Source organism: Alienimonas sp. DA493, from assembly GCF_043951915.1.
Taxonomy (GTDB): domain Bacteria; phylum Planctomycetota; class Planctomycetia; order Planctomycetales; family Planctomycetaceae; genus Alienimonas.
The window spans coordinates 19,389-38,492 of sequence record NZ_JBINJD010000019.1; the positions used below are offsets into that span (position 1 = coordinate 19,389).

At 72.5% G+C, this 19,104-nt stretch carries 12 protein-coding genes; 10 read left to right on the top strand and 2 right to left on the bottom strand.

Annotated elements, in window-relative coordinates:
- Nucleotides 1-39 precede the first annotated feature (39 nt).
- The 10 genes from ACG2DA_RS04860 (at nt 40) to ACG2DA_RS04905 (ending at nt 15,651) form a co-directional block, all read left to right on the top strand.
- Nucleotides 40-1,614, top strand: coding sequence for an O-antigen ligase family protein (locus ACG2DA_RS04860; RefSeq protein WP_395254348.1), 1,575 nt, complete (start codon nt 40-42; stop codon nt 1,612-1,614).
- 96 nt (nt 1,615-1,710) lie between these two features.
- A complete protein-coding gene (locus ACG2DA_RS04865; protein ID WP_395254349.1) occupies nt 1,711-2,748 on the top strand; it encodes a glycosyltransferase family 2 protein in 1,038 nt (345 codons plus the stop codon).
- A gap of 130 nt (nt 2,749-2,878) precedes the next feature.
- Nucleotides 2,879-4,030, top strand: a complete 1,152-nt coding sequence (locus ACG2DA_RS04870; RefSeq protein WP_395254350.1) for a GNAT family N-acetyltransferase — start codon at nt 2,879-2,881, stop codon at nt 4,028-4,030.
- Nucleotides 4,031-4,078: 48 nt separating this feature from the next.
- On the top strand, nt 4,079-5,242 hold the full coding sequence (locus ACG2DA_RS04875; protein ID WP_395254351.1) for a GNAT family N-acetyltransferase: 1,164 nt from the start codon (nt 4,079-4,081) through the stop codon (nt 5,240-5,242).
- A 52-nt stretch (nt 5,243-5,294) separates the two neighbouring features.
- Nucleotides 5,295-6,656 (top strand): glycosyltransferase, encoded by a 1,362-nt coding sequence (locus ACG2DA_RS04880; protein ID WP_395254352.1) that lies wholly within the window; start codon nt 5,295-5,297, stop codon nt 6,654-6,656.
- Nucleotides 6,657-7,083: 427 nt separating this feature from the next.
- The gene (locus ACG2DA_RS04885) at nt 7,084-7,980 is read left to right on the top strand and encodes a WecB/TagA/CpsF family glycosyltransferase (protein WP_395254353.1); all 897 of its coding nucleotides are present in this window, start codon (nt 7,084-7,086) and stop codon (nt 7,978-7,980) included.
- Between the two features lie 84 nt (nt 7,981-8,064).
- On the top strand, nt 8,065-9,147 hold the full coding sequence (locus tag ACG2DA_RS04890) for an NAD-dependent epimerase/dehydratase family protein (RefSeq protein WP_395254354.1): 1,083 nt from the start codon (nt 8,065-8,067) through the stop codon (nt 9,145-9,147).
- 4 nt (nt 9,148-9,151) lie between these two features.
- Nucleotides 9,152-10,279: an enolase C-terminal domain-like protein gene (locus tag ACG2DA_RS04895; protein ID WP_395254355.1), complete on the top strand. Its 1,128-nt coding sequence runs from the start codon at nt 9,152-9,154 to the stop codon at nt 10,277-10,279.
- Nucleotides 10,280-10,390: 111 nt separating this feature from the next.
- On the top strand, nt 10,391-12,274 hold the full coding sequence (locus ACG2DA_RS04900) for a DUF1080 domain-containing protein (protein WP_395254356.1): 1,884 nt from the start codon (nt 10,391-10,393) through the stop codon (nt 12,272-12,274).
- The gene (locus tag ACG2DA_RS04905) at nt 12,271-15,651 is read left to right on the top strand and encodes a PAS domain S-box protein (RefSeq protein WP_395254357.1); all 3,381 of its coding nucleotides are present in this window, start codon (nt 12,271-12,273) and stop codon (nt 15,649-15,651) included. The genes ACG2DA_RS04900 and ACG2DA_RS04905 overlap by 4 nt, the downstream gene beginning before the upstream one ends.
- A gap of 76 nt (nt 15,652-15,727) precedes the next feature.
- On the opposite strand, the gene ACG2DA_RS04910 is transcribed toward ACG2DA_RS04905, so the two are convergent.
- Both ACG2DA_RS04910 and ACG2DA_RS04915 read right to left on the bottom strand, forming a co-directional pair.
- A complete protein-coding gene (locus ACG2DA_RS04910) occupies nt 15,728-16,984 on the bottom strand; it encodes a glycosyltransferase (protein WP_395254358.1) in 1,257 nt (418 codons plus the stop codon).
- Nucleotides 16,985-17,187: 203 nt separating this feature from the next.
- Entirely contained in the window at nt 17,188-19,035 is a 1,848-nt protein-coding gene (locus ACG2DA_RS04915; RefSeq protein ID WP_395254359.1) for an arylsulfatase, read from the bottom strand.
- Nucleotides 19,036-19,104 lie beyond the last annotated feature (69 nt).

Here is a 19,104-nt window from a genome sequence, read left to right on the forward strand (position 1 = left end):
GTCGTCGGCCCGCCCTCGTACTCTCCCGCTTCTGCCCGCATGTCCGCCGCCCCCTCGCCCGCCGTCGCCGAGCCGGGAGTCGCCCCGTGGGTCGACCCGAGCCGCGTCGCCGCGGGCGGGGTCCTGTGGCGGGGACGCCTGCCGGGCGGCAAACGGCTGTTCCTCGCCGCGGCCGTGCTGGTCGGCGTGCCGTTCTTCCTCGCCGGGCAGTCTTGGTACACCAGCGCCGCGACGGCCTTCACGGAGACCGCGGAGGAGATGGAGGCCCGCGCCTCCGGCGGCAACGCCCTGCGGCAGCTCGCCTTCCTCACCCTCGGCGGCTGCGGCGTGTGGTGCCTGGCCCGCGACCGCCGTCAGCGGCCCCGGCCGCGGCCGGCGTGGTGGTCCCCGCGGGTGCCCGGCGGGAAGTTCGCCAGTCTGCTGCGGGAGTGGGCCGGCGTGGCCCAGCGGGCGCACCCGGTCGCCTGGGCGCTGGCGCTGTACCTCGGGTGGTGTTTCGCCAGCGTGCTGTGGAGTCACGAACCGGGACAGACGGTGCGGAAGCTCGTCGTGCTCGGCTGCTGGACGGCGGGGAGCCTCGGCGTGGCCCGGGCGCTGTCGCCGCGGCGGATCGTCTGGCTGGGGGTGTCGCTGCCGGCCCTGTACCTCGCCATCGGCGTGCTGGCGGAGTTGTCGCTGGGCACCTTCCGCCCCTGGTCCGGGGATTACCGCTTCGCCGGAACGATGCACCCGAACACGCAGGGGCTGACGCTCGCCAGCATGGTCGCCGGGGCGTTCGTCCTGTGGCGATCGGAACGCCGGGCGGCGGGGCGTTCCCGTCGTCGAGGGATCGGCGTCGGCTGGCTGCCGGCGCTGATCGCGGCGGGGGCCCTGTTCACCCTGCTGACGAAAAGCCGGACCAGCACCGCGGGGCTCGTGCTCTGCCTCGGTTTGCTGACGGCGATCGCCGTGCCGCCGCGGTGGCGGTTGGCGGCGGCGGTGGGCGGGGGGGCGTTCGGCGGGCTGTTCCTGCTGATCGCCCTCTCCCTCGGCGCCGACCCGCTGGGCGGCGCCCTCGACGCGGCGACGCTGGGGCGGAAGGAGCAGATTTCCTCCCTCACCGGCCGTCACGAGATCTGGGCGGAGGTCGGCCGGTTCATGGACCGCCGCCCGCTGGTCGGGTACGGCTACGACACCTTCTGGACGCCGGAGCACGTGGCGATCGTCAGCGAGAACTGCGGCTGGGGCTTGCGGGAAGCCCACAGCGCCTACCGCGACGTGCTGCTGAGCGTCGGCAAGATTGGCCTGTGGTTGCTGGTTCCCGCCCTGCTGTGGGGCTGGTTCGCCGCGGTCCGCCGCTACGCCGCGGGGGAACGCCGGGCGGAGGGCCGCCCCGGGGCGCCGGGCGTCGGAGTCGGGGAGCCGCTGGCCGGCTACGTCGCCGGGCTGCTGGCCGTCGGACTGCTGAACGCCTTCACCGAGTCGGCGATGAGCATGGTGCTCTTCACCCCGTTCCTGATCTGCTGCGGGCTGGCCAAGCTATACGTGTTCCCGCAGGAGACCGTCTCTCCCCTCCGCGGTCTGCCGCAGCCCGGCCCGGCCCGGAGCGAACCGGCGGCGCACGGGACGGAGTGAGCCGTCCCCCGAAACGGCCGCCGCCGCGCCGACCCGCGTGAACTAGGTTCGTACGACGGATCGCCCGGCCGAGACATTCCTTCCCGCAATCCCGCCATGACCGCGTTGGCTCCTCCCGCCAAGCCCGTCGCTCCTTCCCGACTCGTCGCGGAGCCCCGGCGGTCGCCGCCGGCGGCCGCGCCCCCCACGACCGCGGCGCCGACGGTCACGGCGCCGACGGTCACGGTCGTCGTCTGCACCCGCAACCGGGCGGAGGGCCTGCGGCGGGCGTTGGAGAGCCTGACGAAGCTCGACACGGCGGGGCTGGAGGTCGACGTCCTGGTCGTCGACAACGGCAGCACGGATCATACCGCCGCGGTCGTGGCGGAGATCGCGGCCGCCTCGCCGATCCCCGTGGCTCGGGTGTTCGAACCGACCCCCGGCGTGGCGAACGCCCGCCAGCGGGGCGTGACGGCCAGCCGCGGCGAGTGGATCGCCAGCTTCGACGACGACCAACTCGCCGAGCCGGACTGGCTGCGGAATCTATTGGCCCTGGCGGAGGAAAAGCAGACCCGGTTCGTCGGCGGCCGTGTCGTGTTGAGCCTGCCGGAGGAGTCCGCGGCCCGGGAGCTCGCCCCCTTCACCCGGATGCTCCTGGGGGCGAGCGTGGGGATGCCCGCCGTGCGTCGCTACGACCTCAAAACGACCCCCGGCGCCGGCAACATGATGGTGCACCGGGAGGTGTGCGAACGGGTCGGGCCGTTCGATCCTGCCCTCCATCGCGGCGAGGACACCGATTTCTTCCAGCGGGCCGTCGCCTGCGGGTTCGCCGCCTGGTACACCCCGGAGGCCGTGGTGCATCACTGCATCCCGGCCGACCGGATGAACGACGCCTACCTGTACCGCCTCTGCGACGTGATCGGGAACGGCACCGCGGAGCGCGACCGCGAACGCCACGGGCGGGCGAAGCTGGCGGCGGTCTGGCTCGCCCGGCTGGGGCAGGTCGCGCTCTCCCTGCTGCCCCGTTGGGCCTGGGCGAAGCTGCGGGGCGACGCGGAGGAGGAACGCGGCCGCCGCTGCCGACTGCGGGTCGCCCGTCGCTACCTGCGGGACGGAGCCCGATACGTGCTGGGTCTGCCGGTCGAGATCGTCTGACGAGCTCCGCGAATCCGGACCGTTGGCAGGGGTTGCCCAAATGGCACGGGCGGGGTGGCGAAATCGCCACATGCGGCGCCGACGTGACCTAGGTTCAAGCGTTCCGTTCCTCGCATCGCTCCTCGCGCCCGTGATCGACGTCGTGACCGCCCCCGGCCCCGTCTCCCGCGACGTCGCCGCCCCGGCCGCCGGGCCGATCGTCGTGCGGCCGGTCCGTGAACTGGTCCCCACGGAGGCCGCCGCCTGGGACGCCGCGGTCGACGCCGCGGCCGTGCCCACCCCCTATCTGTCCCGCGAGTTCGCCCAGCTGGTGGACCGCCTCCGCGGCGGCGTCCATGTGGCGCTGCTGCACCGCGGCGGGGACGCGCCCGGATCGGACGCCCCGACCGGCTTCTTCCCCTTCCAGACGGACGGCCGCGGGATCGGTCGGCCGGTCGGCGGGGCGATGAACGACTTCCACGGGCTGCTCGCGCCGGACGACCTGTCGGTCGATCTCTCCGCCCTGATGGCCGCCTGCCAGCTGCGGGTCTGGAACTTCGACCACCTCCTGCCGCACCCGGCCTTTGCGGGGTGCGTGGAGCGGACGGATCGCAGTCCCTACCTGGACCTCTCCGAAGGCTACGACGCCTACTACAAGGCCCGCCGCGCCGCGGGCTCCCGGAAGGTGAAGCAGATCGCCCGACTGGACCGGAAGTTCGATCGGGAACGCGGTCCGCTCACGTTCGAACCGCACGTGACGGACGTCGCCGTGCTGGACGAGCTGATCCGCTGGAAGCGGGCCCAATACGCGGCAACGGGGGTGTTCGACATGTTCACGCTCGGCTGGCCGCGGGAGTTGCTGGTCGAACTGCTCACGGCGGACTCGCCGCGGCTGACGGGGCGGTTCGCCGTGCTGTTCCGCGACGGGGAGCCGGTCGCCGGCGACCTCGGGATGCGGTGCGGTCGCGTGCTGCACAGTTGGTATTGCGCCTACGACGACGCCCACGCCGGCTACGGCCCGGGACATATCTGCACGCTCCGCACCGCGGAAGCCGCGGTCGCGGACGGGGTGACCCGGATGGAGCTCGGCAAGGGGCCGGAGGAGTACAAGCAGAGCCTCGCCAGCGACGCGCTTCCCATCGGCGAAGGGGCGATCGACGTCCGCGCCCTCGCCCCGCTGGCCCGCGGCTGGCGGCGGACCCTCCGGAGCGCCAAGGCGACGGTGGCGAACGGCCCCGCCGCGGAGCCGCTCCGCCGGGCGGTCCGCCGGGTGAAGCGCCTCGCTGCGGCGGGCGGATTCTGAGCCGCCCCCCTCCGTCGCGTTCCCCCTTCCTCGCACCGCTCCCGCCCGATGTCCGCCCCGTCCCGCCCGCCGCAGACCGCGCCGCCCCCGCCGGGCTGGTGGCAGGTCGTGCGGCCCGCGGAGTTGGGGGAGGCGGACGTCGCCGCGTGGCGGCGACTGCACCGCGAACGGCCGGAGCTGGCCAGTCCGTACTTTCACCCGACGTTCGTCCGACTCGTCGCCGCCGCCCGGGCGGCTCACAGCCGGGACGACGTGCGGGTGGGCGTCTTGCGGGAGGAAGCGAGCGGCGAGCCGATCGCCTTCCTCCCCTTCCAACGCGGCCGCTGGGGCCGGGCGACGCCGCCGGGCGGTCGGCTGTGCGATTTCCACGGCCTGATCGCCCCGGCCGACACGCGTACGACCGCCGTCGACGCCCTCCGCGGTTGCGGGCTGCGATCCTACGCCTTTCACATGCTGCCCCCGGGCCAGCCGGCGTTCGCCGCCGCGGGCGATCGGACCGAGGCCGGTTGGGAACGGGGAGGGGTACGGGTGAACCTTGCCGGCGGCTTCGACGCCTATCTGGCCCGGCGGGAGGCGGAGGGGTCGAAGCGGCACCGCAAGATCGCCCAGTTCCGCCGCCGCATGGAGCGGGAACGCGGCGAAGTGACCTTCACCTGGCAGGATACAGACCCGGAGGCTTGGGAGCGTCTGCTTCGCTGGAAGCGTGGCCAGTACGCCGCGACGGGGTTCTGCGACGTACTGGCGGCCCCGTGGGTCCGCGACCTGCTGGCCCGCTGCCGCGACGCCGACGCGGCGGACGAGCACGGGTTCGAGGGCGTGTTCTGCACGCTGCGGGCGGGCGGGGCGGTCGTCGCCGGGCATCTGCTGCTCCGCAGCGGGCCGCGGCTGCACGCCTGGTTCCCCGCCTACGATGCGGCCGCCCGCGCGTTGAGCCCGGGGAACGTGCTGATGCTCGAACTGCTGCGTCACGCGGCGGACCGCGGCGTGACGGCCCTTGATCTGGGCGCCGGGGACGAGCCGTACAAGTCGGACTACGCGACCGATCGGTTCGCCCTGCTCCGCGGCGTGGCGGAGACGCCTGGCGCCGCGACGCACGCCGTCGCCTCCGCCCGCAGGGTTCGGGACGCCCTCAAGGCCCATCCCGCCGGCGCCCCCGCCCGCCTCGCCGCCGCGTGGGTGCGGCCGCTGCGGGAACGCCACGCGCTGCGTTAGTCGCCCTGCGCAGCGCCCCTCCGACTCACCGCTCCCTCACCTGCCCCGCCCCGTGATCGATCTGCCGCTCCGCGTTTTGGCGCTCGGGTTGTTGCTGCTTTGGCTGGCGCCGGCGGCGACGTTCGTCGTGCAGGTCCTCGCCGCCCTGCTGCCGGCCCGCCGGACGGCGGAGGCGGCGGCGGGCGACGCACGGCCCGGCGGCGTCGTGCTGGTGCCGGCGCACAACGAGGGGGCGCCGATCGCGGAACAGGTCGCCGCGCTGCTGCCGCAACTCGGTCCGCAGGATCGGCTGGTTCTCGTCGCGGACAATTGCACCGACGATACCGCCGCTGCCGCCCGCCGCGGGGCGACGGGGGCCGACGGCGCCGTCCATACCGCCGCTGCCGCCCGCCGCGGGGCGACGGGGGCCGACGGCGCCGTTCATCCGCAATTCACGCTGCTGGAGCGGACCGATCCGGACCGCCGCGGCAAGGGCTACGCCCTCGACTTCGCCCTCGACCGGCTCGCCGAGGAGAGCGCCGACGGCCGGCTGCCGGCGGCGGTGTTCGTGCTGGACGCCGACTGCCGCGTCTCGCCCGGCGGGGTGCGGCGCCTGTTCGGCGCCTGCACGGCGACGGGGCGGCCGGTGCAGGCCCGCAACCTGTGCGGCGTCGATCCGCACACCGACGCCGACGCCGCCGGCCTGATGGCGGTCTCCGAGTTGGGCATGCTGTTCAAGAACCACGTGCGGCCCCGCGGCGCCGCCCGGTTGGGGCTGCCCTGCCAGTTGATGGGCACCGGCATGACGCTGCCCGGCCCGCTACTGGAGCGAAAACGGGCCGAGGCGCCGGACGGCGGCGCGTTTGGGGGAGACCTCGCCGAGGACATGCAGATGGGGGTGGACGCGACCGTCGCCGGCACGCCGCCGCTGTTCCTGGCGGACGTGCACGTCGACAGCCCCCTGCCGACGAGCCTCCGCGGATTCGACGGCCAACGCACCCGCTGGGAGCAGGGCCACCTGCAAACCCTGACCCGCGGCGTGCCCCGCCTGCTGAAGGCCGGCGTGCTGCGGGACGACCTGCGGGCGCTGGGGCTCGCCGCGGACCTCGCCGTGCCGCCGTTCAGTTTGCTGGTCCTCGGGTGGTTCGCCGTCGCCGCCGTGTTGACGTTCGTCGCCTGGTGGACGGGCTTCGTGGCCGCTCTGGCCGTGCACGTTTTCGCCGGGGCGGCGGTCGCCGCGGCGGTGGTCGCGGGTTGGGCGGTCTTCGGGCGGGAGCGGGTGCCGCTGTCGGCGTTGGCCTCCGTGCCGAAGTTCGTCGCCCGCAAGCTGCCGATCTACAGCCGTTTCCTCAGCAATCGACTCGAGACCGAATGGGTCCGGACCGAACGCGTGGCGGACGGCGCTCGGGCCGGACAGCGTCCGGGGTCGGCGTAACCCGCTCCTTCCGCCCGAACGCAATACGTGGGAGACGTTTTTTTTTATCGCGTCGGTATGTGGACGAACGCGGTGCGATGACCGCGGGTTTCAGGCCGAGTTTCAAGACTGACGTTGCAGTGAGTCCGGCGCCCGGCTGATCGCCCGGCGGAGGACCCGCGGACGCTCAGCTTCTTCGTTGCGATCGGCCCGGGTCTTGACGGCCGATATTCGTCTCGTCCGCACTCCGTCTGCACCCGTGATCCAGTCCCCCTCGAAGACGAGATCGCCATCGGCGAAGCGGCCGGCGCCGCGATCGCGCTTTGGGTTTGCGACTTCCGGCCAGAGGGGCAGGACGGGTTCGCGCGGGACACGGACAGTCCCGCTGTTCGGTCTTAGGATCGACCCGCTGACGCTGGGGCGTGCCGTGCGGCGGATTCGTTCTTGGGTGGACGAGTGGCACTTGGCCCGACGGCCCGCGGGGGCCTGCCGCGTCGTGGTCACGCCGAATGTGGATCATGTGGTCCGGCTCCATCAGGAGGACCGTGCGGAGCTGTGGGAGGCCTATCGTTCCGCGGACCTGACGCTGGCAGACGGAATGCCGATCGTCGCGGCCGCCAACCTGCTTCGTCGACCCCTTCCGGAACGCGTGCCGGGCTCCGATCTGGCGCCCGCGCTCTTCGCCGCCGCGACCGCGGATCGACCGCTGCGGGTGTTTCTGTTGGGAGCGGCCCCCGGCGTGGCGGATACCGCGGCCGCCCGCATTGCCAAGCGATTTCGACACGCGAGCGTCGTCGGCACGTGCTGTCCCCCCCTGGGATTCCAGGACGACCCCGGCGAGTGCGAGAAAATCGAGCGAGCCGTCGCCGCGGCGCAGCCGGACGTGTTGATCGTCGGCCTGGGGTTTCCAAAGCAGGAGTTGTGGGTCCATCGGCACCGGGAACGGCTGGAGTGCGCCGCGGCGCTGTGCGTCGGCGCGACGATCGATTTCCTCGCCGGGAATCGGGCGCGGGCGCCGCGGTTGGTGGGAGCCTTGGGATTGGAGTGGGCGTTCCGAATGGCTTCCGAGCCCCGCCGGCTGGCGGGCCGCTATCTGAACGACCTGGCCTCTTTCCCCGGGCTGTTGCTCGCCGAGTTGCGGGGCGATCTGGCCGTCGCACCGCCGCGGGCGGTCTGGACGATGCCGGTCCGGCCCGACGAACGGCCGAACGCTCCGGCGGCGGCAGCGACCCAGCCTGTGCTGGAAGCCCAGGTGGAGACGGAGGCGGAAATGCCGTCCGAACTCGGTCTGACCGACTCATTTCCTCCTACGAACGAGGCGGAGCCCACGACTCCACAGCGCTGAGGTTCACAGCGCTGAGGCCGCCGCCGCGGCGGCCGATTCCTCGCTCGTCCGATGAACGGGGGCGAGCGTCTGAAGACGCATTTTGTGTATTGTGCCGCCGTGACCGAGATCCCGCCCCTGCCGCCGGACGCCCGGGCGCTGCTGACGGGCGGCACCGGGCTGGTCGGCAGCCACGTCGCGGAGCGCCTGCGAGCGGACGGCGTGGCGGTGCGGGCCCTCTGCCGCACGCCGGCCGACGCGGGGTTCCTTGAGGATCTCGGCTGCGAGGTGGTGGCGGGCGACCTGTCGGACGCCGCCTCCCTCGCCGCCGCGGTCCAGGGCGTGACGCACGCCGTGCACTGCGCCGCGAAGGTCGGCGACTGGGGGCCGGTGGAGGCGTACCGGGCCGTCAACGTCGAGGGCACGCGGGCGCTGCTGGAGGCCCTCGCCGCGGAGTGGGGGCCGAAGCCGGATCCGGCGGCCCGGCGGCTGGTGCACGTCTCCTCCCTGGGCGTCTACGAGGCCCGCGACCATCACGGCACGGACGAATCCGAGCCGGTCAGCCTGAAGGGGATCGACGGTTACACCCTCACCAAGGCGGAGAGCGAACTGCTGGTGCTCGACGGCCCGCACGGCGTGCCGCTCGTCCCGGCGACGGCGGTGCGGCCGGGGTTCGTCTACGGCGTGCGGGACCGCACCGTCCTGCCCAAGCTGCTGGCGAAATTGCAGAGCGGCGGATTCGCGTTTCTCGGCGACGGGGAGCAACTGCTCAACAACGTCGCCGCGGCGAACGTGGCGGACGCCGTCGCCGCCGCCCTCACCGCCCCGGACGCCGTCGGCAAGGCCTACAACCTGACGGACGGCCGCCTCGTCACCCGGCGGGAGTTCGTCCGCGTGATCTGCGAGGCCGCCGACCTGCCCGTGCCCACCCGCAGCGTGCCGCTGCCGGTCGCTCGGGCGTTCGCCGCCACGCTGGAGACCGCCTTCCGGCTGATGGGAAAGGACCACGCCCCGCTGCTGTCCTCAGCCCGGATCAAGTTCCTCGGGCTGAACCTCGACTTCAACATCGATCGGGCCAAGGACGACCTGAACTACACCGCCGAAGCGCTGTTCCACGAGGTGATGCCGGAGGCGGTCCGGTGGACGCAGGCCCACGCCGCGATCGACGCCGCGACCGACGAGGCCTGAGCCGGTGCCGCGTCTCGCCCGGCTGACGTTCCACCACGTTCGCGTGCCGCTGCGGCGGAAGGTGTCTCACGCGTCGCACACCCGGACGGAGAACGACGCGCTGTTCGTCAAGGCGGAGACGGACGACGACCGGACCGGCTGGGGCGAGGGCCTGCCGCGGGCGTACGTCACCGGCGAGACCGTCGAAAGCTGCTTCGCCCAACTCCCCCGGCTCGAACCGCCCCCGCCGCTGCCGGACGACGAGTCGGTCCTCCGTTGGCTGCACGGTCCTTTCCTGCCGGCCCCCAGCGACCGTCCGGGCGACGGCAACACCGTCCGCTGCGCCGTGGAGACGGCCGTGCTGGCGGCGTTCGGGGTCGATCCGCTCCCCCATCTGAAACGGCCGCGGGATCAGGGCGAGGAACCGCGGGACCGCGTGCAATACAGCGTGGTTCTCACCACCGGCAAGGCGTGGAAGCGGCGGGCGGCGGCGCTGGCGTACCGGCTGTGGGGCTTCCGAGACGCCAAACTGAAGCTCGGCGTGGGGGACGACGCCGCGGCCGCCCGACAGGCTCGGCGTTGGTTCGGTCCGCACGTCGCCCTGCGGGCCGACGCCAACGAGGCGTGGGAACCGGCGGAGGTCGCGGCGAAGTGCGAGATGCTGGCGGCGTGGGGGTTCGAGAGCGTCGAGCAGCCCGTGCCCCGCGGCCGGGAGGAGGAACTGCCGACCGGCCTCGCCCTGCCGATCGTCTGGGACGAGTCGGTCCTCTGCCCCGCGGACGCCAAGCGGCTGCACGCCCTCGACCCGACCTGCCGCTTCAACCTGCGGCTCAGCAAGAACGGCGGCCTGCTGCGGCTCTGGGACGTGTTCCTCTGGGCGAAGAAGCACGACGTGCCCTGCCAACTCGGCTGCATGGTGGGCGAAACCGGCCTGCTGAGCGCCGCCCAACGGGCGATCGCCGGGTTCGACTGGACCCGGCTGGAGGGCGGGTACGGCCGCCACCTCGTCGCCGAGCAGTTCACCGAGGAAGACTGGACGTTCGGCCGCGGCGGCCGGGCGGGCGTCCCGCCGGGCGGGAGCTATCCGCCGACGAGGGTGCGCGGCGGGGCGATCGAATCGGTCGCGGTTCGCCGGGAGTCGCGGTCGTTTTGAACCGGTTGCGTCAGGGCGCTCCGCTGCCCGAGGATCGTTCGGTCCCGTCGCCGATTGTGTCGGCGGCGGCGGTCGGGAAGAATCAGGGACCCGTTCGCACACGAGATCGTCATGCCGTTTCGCCCCGCCACGTTGCTCGCCGGCCTCCTGCTGTTCGGTCCCCTCCTCGTCGCCCCGGCCGGGGCCGCCGACGACGCGTCCGAGCCCGCGTCCGAGCCGACCGTCCTGTTCGACGGCGAAAGCTTCGACGGCTGGTTCTTCGCCCCGCACTACGACCCCCGCAAGCTCGCCGCGATGAGCCCGGCGGAGCGGGCCGAGTTCCTGAAGAAGCACAACGCCGAGGGCCGCGCGCACTGGACGATCGAAGAGGGCGAGGGCGGCCCGGAGATCGTCAACGACGGCCAGGGGCCCTATCTATGGACCGACCGCGACTATGCGGACTTCGAGCTGTCGCTGGACTGGAAGATCACCGCGGGAACCGACAGCGGCATCTACCTCCGCGGTTGCCCGCAGGTGCAGATCTGGGACCCGGACGCCGACGACCCTCGCGGGAATGGAAACAAGTTCGGCTCCGGCGGGCTGTGGAACAACCCGAAGACCGGCCCGAACAGCCGCGGCAAGAACCCCTCGCAGCGGGCCGACAAACCAATGGGCGAGTGGAACACGTTCGTGATCCGCGTCGTCGGCTCCTCGGTCACCGTGCACCTGAACGACAAGCTGATCGTCAACGAGGCCCACCTCGAAAACTACTGGGACCGCTCCCAGCCGCTGTTCCCCGCCGGGCCGATCATCCTGCAGACCCACGGCGGCGAGACCCGCTGGCGGAACGTCAAGGTGCGGGAGATCCCGCGGTCCATGCCGGAGAGCGGCTTCCCGCTGCCGGACGGCAAACCGGCCGGCGAGGGCTGGAACGAAGCGTCCGGCAACACCGCGACCGTCGGGGCGGACGCCCACGCGACCTTCGGCCCCGTCGCCGGCGGGGAGACCGCCTCCGTGACCGTCGGCACCCGAGTCGGCACGCCGGGGCCGGCCGTGAGTTTTAAGTTCGCCGCCGACGGTTCCGTCGCCGTGAAGAACCCCCTCGCCGAGGTCGCCCGACTGGGCTCCGGCGGCGGGGCCGGCGACGGCGGGCGGCCGGTGCCCTGCATGCTGGTCGATCGGGAATCCGCCGCGGCGGCGTTCGACCCCGCCGCGGAGAACCGCGTCTACGTCCGGGCCGCGGACGGCAGCGTGACGGCCTATCTGAACGGCGCTCCGATTCTGATCGCCGTCGACGCCCCCGGGCCGCAGACGACGCCGGTGCCCCTCGCCGTCAACGGCCCCGGGGCGACGGTGACGTTCGTGCGGGCCAGCGACGAACGCCAGCCGCCGCCGACCGACGAGGACGGCTTCACCGCGATCCCGTTGGAAGAGGGGCTCCCCGGCTGGGAGGGCGACGTGGACGGCTACCCGGTCGAGGACGGCGTGATGACCTGCCGCGGCGGGGGGAACGTCTACCTGAAGGACGAGTTGAGCGACTTCACCGTCCGTTTCGAGTTCCGCCTGCCCGAGGGCGGCAACAACGGCGTCGGCCTGCGGTTCGTGAAGGGGCAGAACGCCGCCTACAGCGGGATGGAGTCGCAGATCCTCGACAACCCGGCGGAGATGTACCGGACGATCGCCCCGTACCAGGCCCACGGGTCGATCTACGGCGTGGTGCCGGCGCTGCGGGGCTACCTCGCCCCGGTCGGGCACTGGAACCGGGAGGAAATCGCCCTGAAGGGCGACCGCGTGACGGTGACGCTCAACGGCAAGACGCTGGTGGACGCGGACATTCGCGAAGCCTCCGCCGACGGCACGGTCGACGGCCGGGAGCACCCCGGGCTGCTGCGGGAGTCCGGGGCGTTCGGCTTCCTGGGCCACGGCGCCCCGGTGGCTTGGCGGAACCTGCGGCTGTCGATCCCCGCCGCGGTCCCCGACGCGGCGGACGACGCCGAGGACGGATCCTCGAAGTGACCGACCCGTCCCCGCAGACATCCTCGGCCAGGGAAACGGACGTCTCCCGCCGTCTGCGTCGGCTGTTCGAGACGGATCTCTTGGGGATCCTCTTTTTCGACTACGACGGCGGCGTCACGGAGGCGAACGACGCGTTCCTGAAGCTCGTCGGGTATGCCCGTGCCGACCTGGAGCGCGGCGCCGTCGACTGGGCCGCGATGACGCCCCCGGAGTTCCTGGACCGGGACGCGGAGAAGGTGGCCGAAGTCCGCGCCGCCGGCACCTGCGAACCGTACGAGAAACAGTACGTCCGGGCCGACGGCTCCCGCGTGCCCGTCTTGGTGGGCGCCGCGTCGTTGGACGACGCCGGCGGCGTGGCGTTCGTACTGGACCTCTCGGTGCAGAACGCCCTCCGCCGCGAACGCGACCGGCTCGCCATGCAGCGGGACCTGGCGTTCGACAGCGAGGCCGTGGGCACCTGCCGTGCGCACTTCGGGCGGGACACGGTCGAAGCGGACGACCGGGCCGTCGCCGTCCTGAATCTCAGCGGCGAACCGGGGCCGCGCTCGTTCGACGAACTCCTCGCCGTCGTGCACGAGGAGGATCGGGCCGCGGTGCGGGACTCGATGGAGAAGGTGCGGGCTGGCGGGTGGTGTGAACAGCAGTTTCGGGTGGTCGGGGCTCCCGGCGCCGGAGAGGCGGGCGCCGGGCAGGAGCACGCGGTGCGGGCGGTGCGGGCCGCCGGCCGGCCGACGTGGGAGGGCGACGACCGGTCCGGTCCGCCGACCGGAGCGATCTCTACGGTGCGGGACGTCACGGAATCGGTCGCCGCCGCCCGGCGGTCGGCGCTGTTCGGCGAACTGCTGGAGCGGACCGGGGACATGGTGTGCCTCTGGACTGCGGAGGGCGTCGTGGAATCGCTCAACCGGGCCGGGCGGCGTCTGCTGGGGTTCTCCCGGCGCGCGGCGGAGGGCCGGCCCGTCGAGGCGCTCTATCCGCCGGAGGCACTCCGTCGACTGCGGGAGGAGGGCCTGCCGACGGCGGAGCGGACGGGCCGCTGGTCCGGCGAAACCGAACTGCTCCGCGCGGACGGTCGCACGGTCCCCGTGCTCCAGAGCCTGACGGCCCATCGCGACGGGCGCGGCGAGCTGACGCATTACTCCACGATCTGCCGCGATATCGCGGATCGGGTGCGGGCGGAGGGCGTCGCGGCCGCCCGGCAGGAGTCGCTGGCCCGAATGGCCGCGGGCAAACCGCTCGTCGAGGCGCTCGATTTGCTGGCCGCCGCCGCCGAACGCCACCTCCCGGAAGCCGGCCGCGTGTGCATCCTCGTGCGGGAGGGAGCCGAGGAGGGCCTGCTCCCGCCGTCCTCCCCCTTCGGCGGGGCCGCCCCAGGCGAACGGTTGCGCCTCGCCAGCGCCGCCGGCGCCTCGGAGGCCTTCCGCCGCGGGATCGACGGCTGGCCCGCCGACGAGACCGGCGGGGCCTGCGGCGCCGCGGCGCTGAGGAACGAGCGGGTCGTCGTGGAGGACGTCCGCGACAGCCCGCTCTGCCGCGACTTCCGAGCGTTCAACGATGAGCACGGCGTCCGGGCGGTCTGGGCGACGAACGTGTCCGCAGCGGACGGCACGTTGCTGGGCACGTTCGCGGTCTACCACGCGACGCCGCGTCGCCCGACCGAATCCGACTTCGCCGTCGTCGACCCGCTGGTGCAGACGGCCGCCGTGGCGGTGGAACGGGCGGCCGCGGACGCCCTCGCCAAGCGGCTCAACGAGGATCTCAAACGCAGTGAACGCCGCTTCCGCGGCACGTTCGAAAACGTCGGCGTGGGCGTGGCCCACGTCGGTCTCGACGGCGCCTGGCTGCGGGTGAATCGACGTCTCTGCGAGATCGTTGGTTACTCCGAGGAGGAGCTGCGCAAGCTCACGTTCCAGGCCATCACCCACTCCGACGACCTGGCGAACGACCTGGAATTATTCGGCCGCCTGCTGGGCGGCGAGATCCCCTCCTACACGATGCGGAAGCGCTACCTCCGCAAGTCCGGGGAGGTGGTCTGGATTCAGCTCACTGTCGGGTTGCAGCGCGACGCCGAGGGCAGGACGGAGTACGCGATCGCTGTCGTCGACGACATCTCCGAGAAAGTCCGGGCCGAGGAGGAGCTGCGCGAACTGAACGCGACCCTGGAATTGCAGGTCGCCTCGCGGACCAACCGCATCCGCCGTCAGAAGGCTAAACTGGAACGGCTCGCCCGGGGGTTGGCGGAAACGGAGAACCGGGAGCGGCGCCGGCTGGCCCACGCCGTCCACGACGACCTCCAGCAGGTCATCGCCGCCGCGAAGATGTCCGCCGCCGGACTGCTGGCCCGCGAACAAGCCGCCGCTGCGGCGAGCGGTTCGACCGAGAGCGCTGCCGAACTCGCCGAGCCGCCGCCCGGCCCGGCGGCGATCACGGTCGACCTGTTGGACGAGGCAATGAATCGCGCCCGGGCGCTCACGCAGGAGTTGGTGCCGACGGTGCTCTACGACCGCGGGCTGGTCCCCGCCCTGCTGGCGCTGTGCCGTCGGAGCGAAGCCCGATTCCAGCAGCCGATCGCGTTCGTCAGCCCCGCGGGGAGCGCTCCTCCGGCGGCGGATCTCGTCGACCGGGCGGACCCCCGCGGTCCGCTGCTGTTTCACGCGGCGCGGGAACTGCTGTTCAACGCGTCGAAACATGCCCCCCGCCTGCCGGTGCGGGTGACGCTCGAATCGGTCGCGGGCGCCGCATTACAATTGGAGGTTTCCAATCCGCTTCCTGCCGATAAGGTAATCGCGCGACGCCCGCGGCGGGACGTGCCGCCGCACGTCGCCGACGAGAGCTTTGGCCTGTTCAGTCTCGGCGAGCAGGCCGGGCTCGCCGGCGGACGGTTGTCGGTCGTGCAGTACGACGGCGCCTTCACCGCGACGTTGACCCTTCCCGCCCCGTCGTCTTCCCCCGCCGCAGTCACGTCCATGCACGCCCCCGTCGCTGCGCCGCCCGTTTCCGCCCCGGTGCGGGTGATGATCGTCGACGACCACCGCATCGTCCGGACGGCGCTCGCCGGGTTGCTCTCCGGCACCGACGGCATTGAGGTGGTCGGCGAGGCCGCGGACGGTTGCGAAGCGGTGGAGCGGGTCTCCGAACTGCAGCCCGACACGGTGGTGATGGACGTCACCATGCCGCGCATGGACGGGATCGAGGCGACGCGACGGGTCCGCGACCTGATGCCGAACGTGCGCGTGATCGGCCTGTCGATGCACGACCGGGACGACATGGCCGAGGCGATGTGCCAGGCCGGCGCCGCGGCCTACGTGCCGAAGGGCGGGCCGCCGGAGGAGCTGATCCGCGTGCTCCGCGGCGAAGAGAGCTCCGAGAACTGCTGAACGCCGCCGCGGCGGGCGCCGCGACGGCGTTCGGGACGTGCGCTCTGACTCGCTCGCGGGGAGCGCCCGCCCGCCGCTACTGAGCCGCCGCCAACGCGGTGTGCCCGTCGCGGTAGCGGAAGGCGCCGCGGTCGGGGCGGCGGTCCGCCCCGGGCAGACGGCCCGGACGGCCGGTCTCCCGCGAATCGCCGGAGACGCTGCCGGGCTCCGGGATGAAGGCGTACTGTCCGCGGGAGCCGGGCGGGTTCACGAGCGGCTCGTAGACGTCCAGGTGGCGCTCCGCGATGCGGCTCCAGCCGCCGGTCCTGCGGATGTACTGTCGGGCGCTGCGGCGGAGGTCGTCCGCGAGGTCCGGCTCCGTCAGGACGCGGGTGATCGCGGAGGCGTACTCCTCCGGATGATCGCAGACCAACCCGCCGCCGGTGCGTTCCAGCACGTCCCGGAAGGCTCGCAGCCCGCTGGAGACGACCGGGGCGCCGAAGGCGAGGCACTGGCTGAGCATCCCGCTCTGGGCGCCGGCCCGGTAGGGCAGGACCACGCAGTCCGCGGCGCTCAGCAGGGCGTCGAGCGTGTACTGCGGGAACTGGCCGCGGAAGTACCGCACGCGGTCGGCGAAGGGCATCTCGTCCAAGGCGGCGTACAGTTCCGCCTGCACGTCCTTCGCCTCGATCCCGCGGATTTTGCCGGCCATCACCAGCACGGCGTCGTCGCACTGCTCGGCGACTTCCGGGAAGAACCGCAGGGCTTCGTCGAAGCCCTTCGTTTTGCGGAAGTAGCCGCACATCAGCACGACCTTCTTCCCCTCCAGGCCCAGCCGCCGCTTGGCGTCCGGCACGGGATCGACTTCGCGGATGCCGTGCTCGATGACGTGCACCTTCTCCGGCCGGCCGAACTCCCGGACCAGGGTCTCCTTCTGGTAGGCCTCGTGCACGACGATCGCGGAGGCGTCCTCCACGATGTGTCGCAGGACCATCCGCTGGGCGTCGGTGATCGACTCGTACACCGTGTGGAGGGTGACGACCGTGGGCACCTCCGCCAGCCGGAGCCGGAGGAGCAGGTCGACGACCTCCGCCCCGTACTGTGAGCCGAACAGGCCGTATTCGTGCTGGATGTGCATGACGTCCGGCGTCATCCGCGTGGCGGTGCCGAACACGTTCTCGCTGAACCGCTGGCCGGGATGCCAGAGCGGAAAGACCCCCTCGCCGGCGCCGCCGGACTGACAGATGACGAACGATTCGTGTCGGGCCGGGTCGAGGGCCTGACGGAGGTAGTGCGTGTAAGTGGCAATCCCGCACTCCGCCGGCGGGTACGTCGAAACGAAGCCGATACGCATAGAGAAGCTACTTCCGAACCCGCCGTGTTTTGTGGAACCGCGTCCGAATCGTTCGGAGTCGCGACGATCGCGGCCGACCCCGGCGGCGGGTCGCGTGTTCGGCCGTTCATAGAACATAACCGGCGCCCCGGAACGCGCTCCCGGGGACTTTCCCCGTCCGCCGGTCGGGGCGGGCGGACGGCGGGCTCGGCGGTCGCCGAATCTCAGCCGCCGCCGGCCACGGGCCGCAGCCGCACGGCCTTCACCTCCGGCATCGTCTCGGCAGGTTTCTCGGCCGCCCGCAGCCGCAACGACCGGGGGCCGGGGGGCAGCGTGACCTCGCCCAACTCCAACGTCGCCCAGGGCTTCTCGTACGCCTCCGGTCGTTGGAAGCGGTCCGGCGACGGAAAGAACGGCGGGTCGAACGGCTCCCTGATGGCGGCCCGCACCGGATCCGACCCGTCGATCTCGACGACGAAGGTCGAACCGACCTGCTCCGGCGCCGCGGTCACCAGCGCCTCGACGGCGTACCTGCCGCCGTCGCCCTCGACCAGCAACGGCCACTCGGCGAAGGCGTCGGGGTTCTCCCAGTCGACGATCCAGTCGTTCGCCCAGCCGTTCGGGCCGGTGTAGCGGAGGCCCTGCCCCTTGGCCGGCCGCAATTCGGCCTCGTGGGCGGGCAGCGTAATTCCGTCGGCGTCGTCGGCGCTGACCAGCGTCGGCACCGGGGCGAACCCGTCCGCCGTGACCTCCGTCCACTTCGCGGCGAACGCCCCCGCCAGTTCGTCCCGCACCTCCGGGAACTGGTCGCCCACGTCCGTCGTCTCGCCGGGGTCGGCGAGCATGTCGAACAGTTGCCAGTCGCCGCCCTCCCGCACGCAGCGCCAGCGGTCGGTGCGGACGGCCCCCCGCTGCCCGTTCGGGGCGCCCCGCCAGTCCTTGAAGGTGAACAGGCGCCGGTCCGGCCATTCGGCGATCGCCTCGCCGGTTAGCAGCGGCTTGAGGCTCCGGCCGTCCAGCGGGCGGTCGGACGGCGGTTCGAGGCCGATCAGATCGCACAGGGTCGGCAGCAGGTCGACGTGGGCCGCGTTCGGCTCCACGACCGTGCCCGGTTCGATCCGTCCCGGCCAGCGGACGAACAGCGGCACCCGCACGCCGCCCTCGTGGGCGGAGCCCTTCCGGCCCCGCATGTCCCCGTTATAGCGGTTGCCGTTGGGGCCGTTGTCGGTCAAGAACAGGACGATCGTGTCCTCCGCCAGCCCCCATTGGTCCAGCGCCGCCAACAGCCGGCCGACGTTGCGGTCGATGTTCTCCACCATGCCGTAGGCGGCGGCGTCCTCGACGCTGCAGCCGCGGTCGACGTACTTGTCGAACAGCTCCCCCGACACCTGCGGCGGCCAGTGCGGGGTGTTGTAGGGCACGTAGCAGAACCAAGGGGGGAGCTCGTCGCTCCCGGCCCGCTCCCCGATGAACCGCAGCGCGGCGTCGGTGAAGATGTCGGCGATATACCCTTCGACCCGCCGCGGGCCATCCGGGTGGGCGGGTTCGGTGCGGGTCGGGGCGAACTTCGGCGGGTGCGGCAGGAGGGGGTCGAAGTAGTTGTTCCAGTGCCCGGCGGTGAAGCCGGCGAATTCGTCGAAGCCCTGCCCGTATGGGTCGACGCCGGGGTGGGCGCCGTTGTGCCACTTCCCGAAGCAGCCGGTGCGATAGCCGGCGTCCTGCATCAACTCCGCGATCGTGATTTCGCCCGGCCGCATGGTTTCATGGCCGCGGGTGACCCCGTGGACGCCGCACCGCAGGCTGTAGCGGCCGGTCAACATCGCCGCCCGCGTCGGGGCGCAGACGGGGCTGACGAAGAACCTTTCGAACCGGGCCCCGTCCGCGGCGAGGCGGTCCAGATTCGGCGTGTCGAGCAACTCGTTCCCGTGGGAGTGCACGTCGCCCCAGCCCTGGTCGTCCGTGAGGATCAGCAGGACGTTGGGGCGGTCGCCGGAGTTCTCCGCGGCGCCGGCCGTCGGCGCGAGGGCGGCTCCCGCGGCGAGCAGCAGGGCGAGGGCGAGCGAACGGATCATCAGCGGATTCCTGCGGGACGAGCTGGAGCATCGTAGGGAACGCGGGGGCGTCTCCGCATGCGTCGGCGG

What these genes read in the sequence shown, in the direction of transcription:
- ACG2DA_RS04860 (WP_395254348.1), top strand. Translation starts at nt 40, where the DNA reads ATGTCCGCCGCCCCCTCGCCCGCCGTCGCCGAGCCGGGAGTCGCCCCG.
- ACG2DA_RS04910 (WP_395254358.1), bottom strand. Translation starts at nt 16,984, where the DNA reads ATGCGTATCGGCTTCGTTTCGACGTACCCGCCGGCGGAGTGCGGGATT.
- ACG2DA_RS04865 (WP_395254349.1), top strand. Translation starts at nt 1,711, where the DNA reads ATGACCGCGTTGGCTCCTCCCGCCAAGCCCGTCGCTCCTTCCCGACTC.
- ACG2DA_RS04900 (WP_395254356.1), top strand. Translation starts at nt 10,391, where the DNA reads ATGCCGTTTCGCCCCGCCACGTTGCTCGCCGGCCTCCTGCTGTTCGGT.
- ACG2DA_RS04915 (WP_395254359.1), bottom strand. Translation starts at nt 19,035, where the DNA reads ATGATCCGTTCGCTCGCCCTCGCCCTGCTGCTCGCCGCGGGAGCCGCC.
- ACG2DA_RS04875 (WP_395254351.1), top strand. Translation starts at nt 4,079, where the DNA reads ATGTCCGCCCCGTCCCGCCCGCCGCAGACCGCGCCGCCCCCGCCGGGC.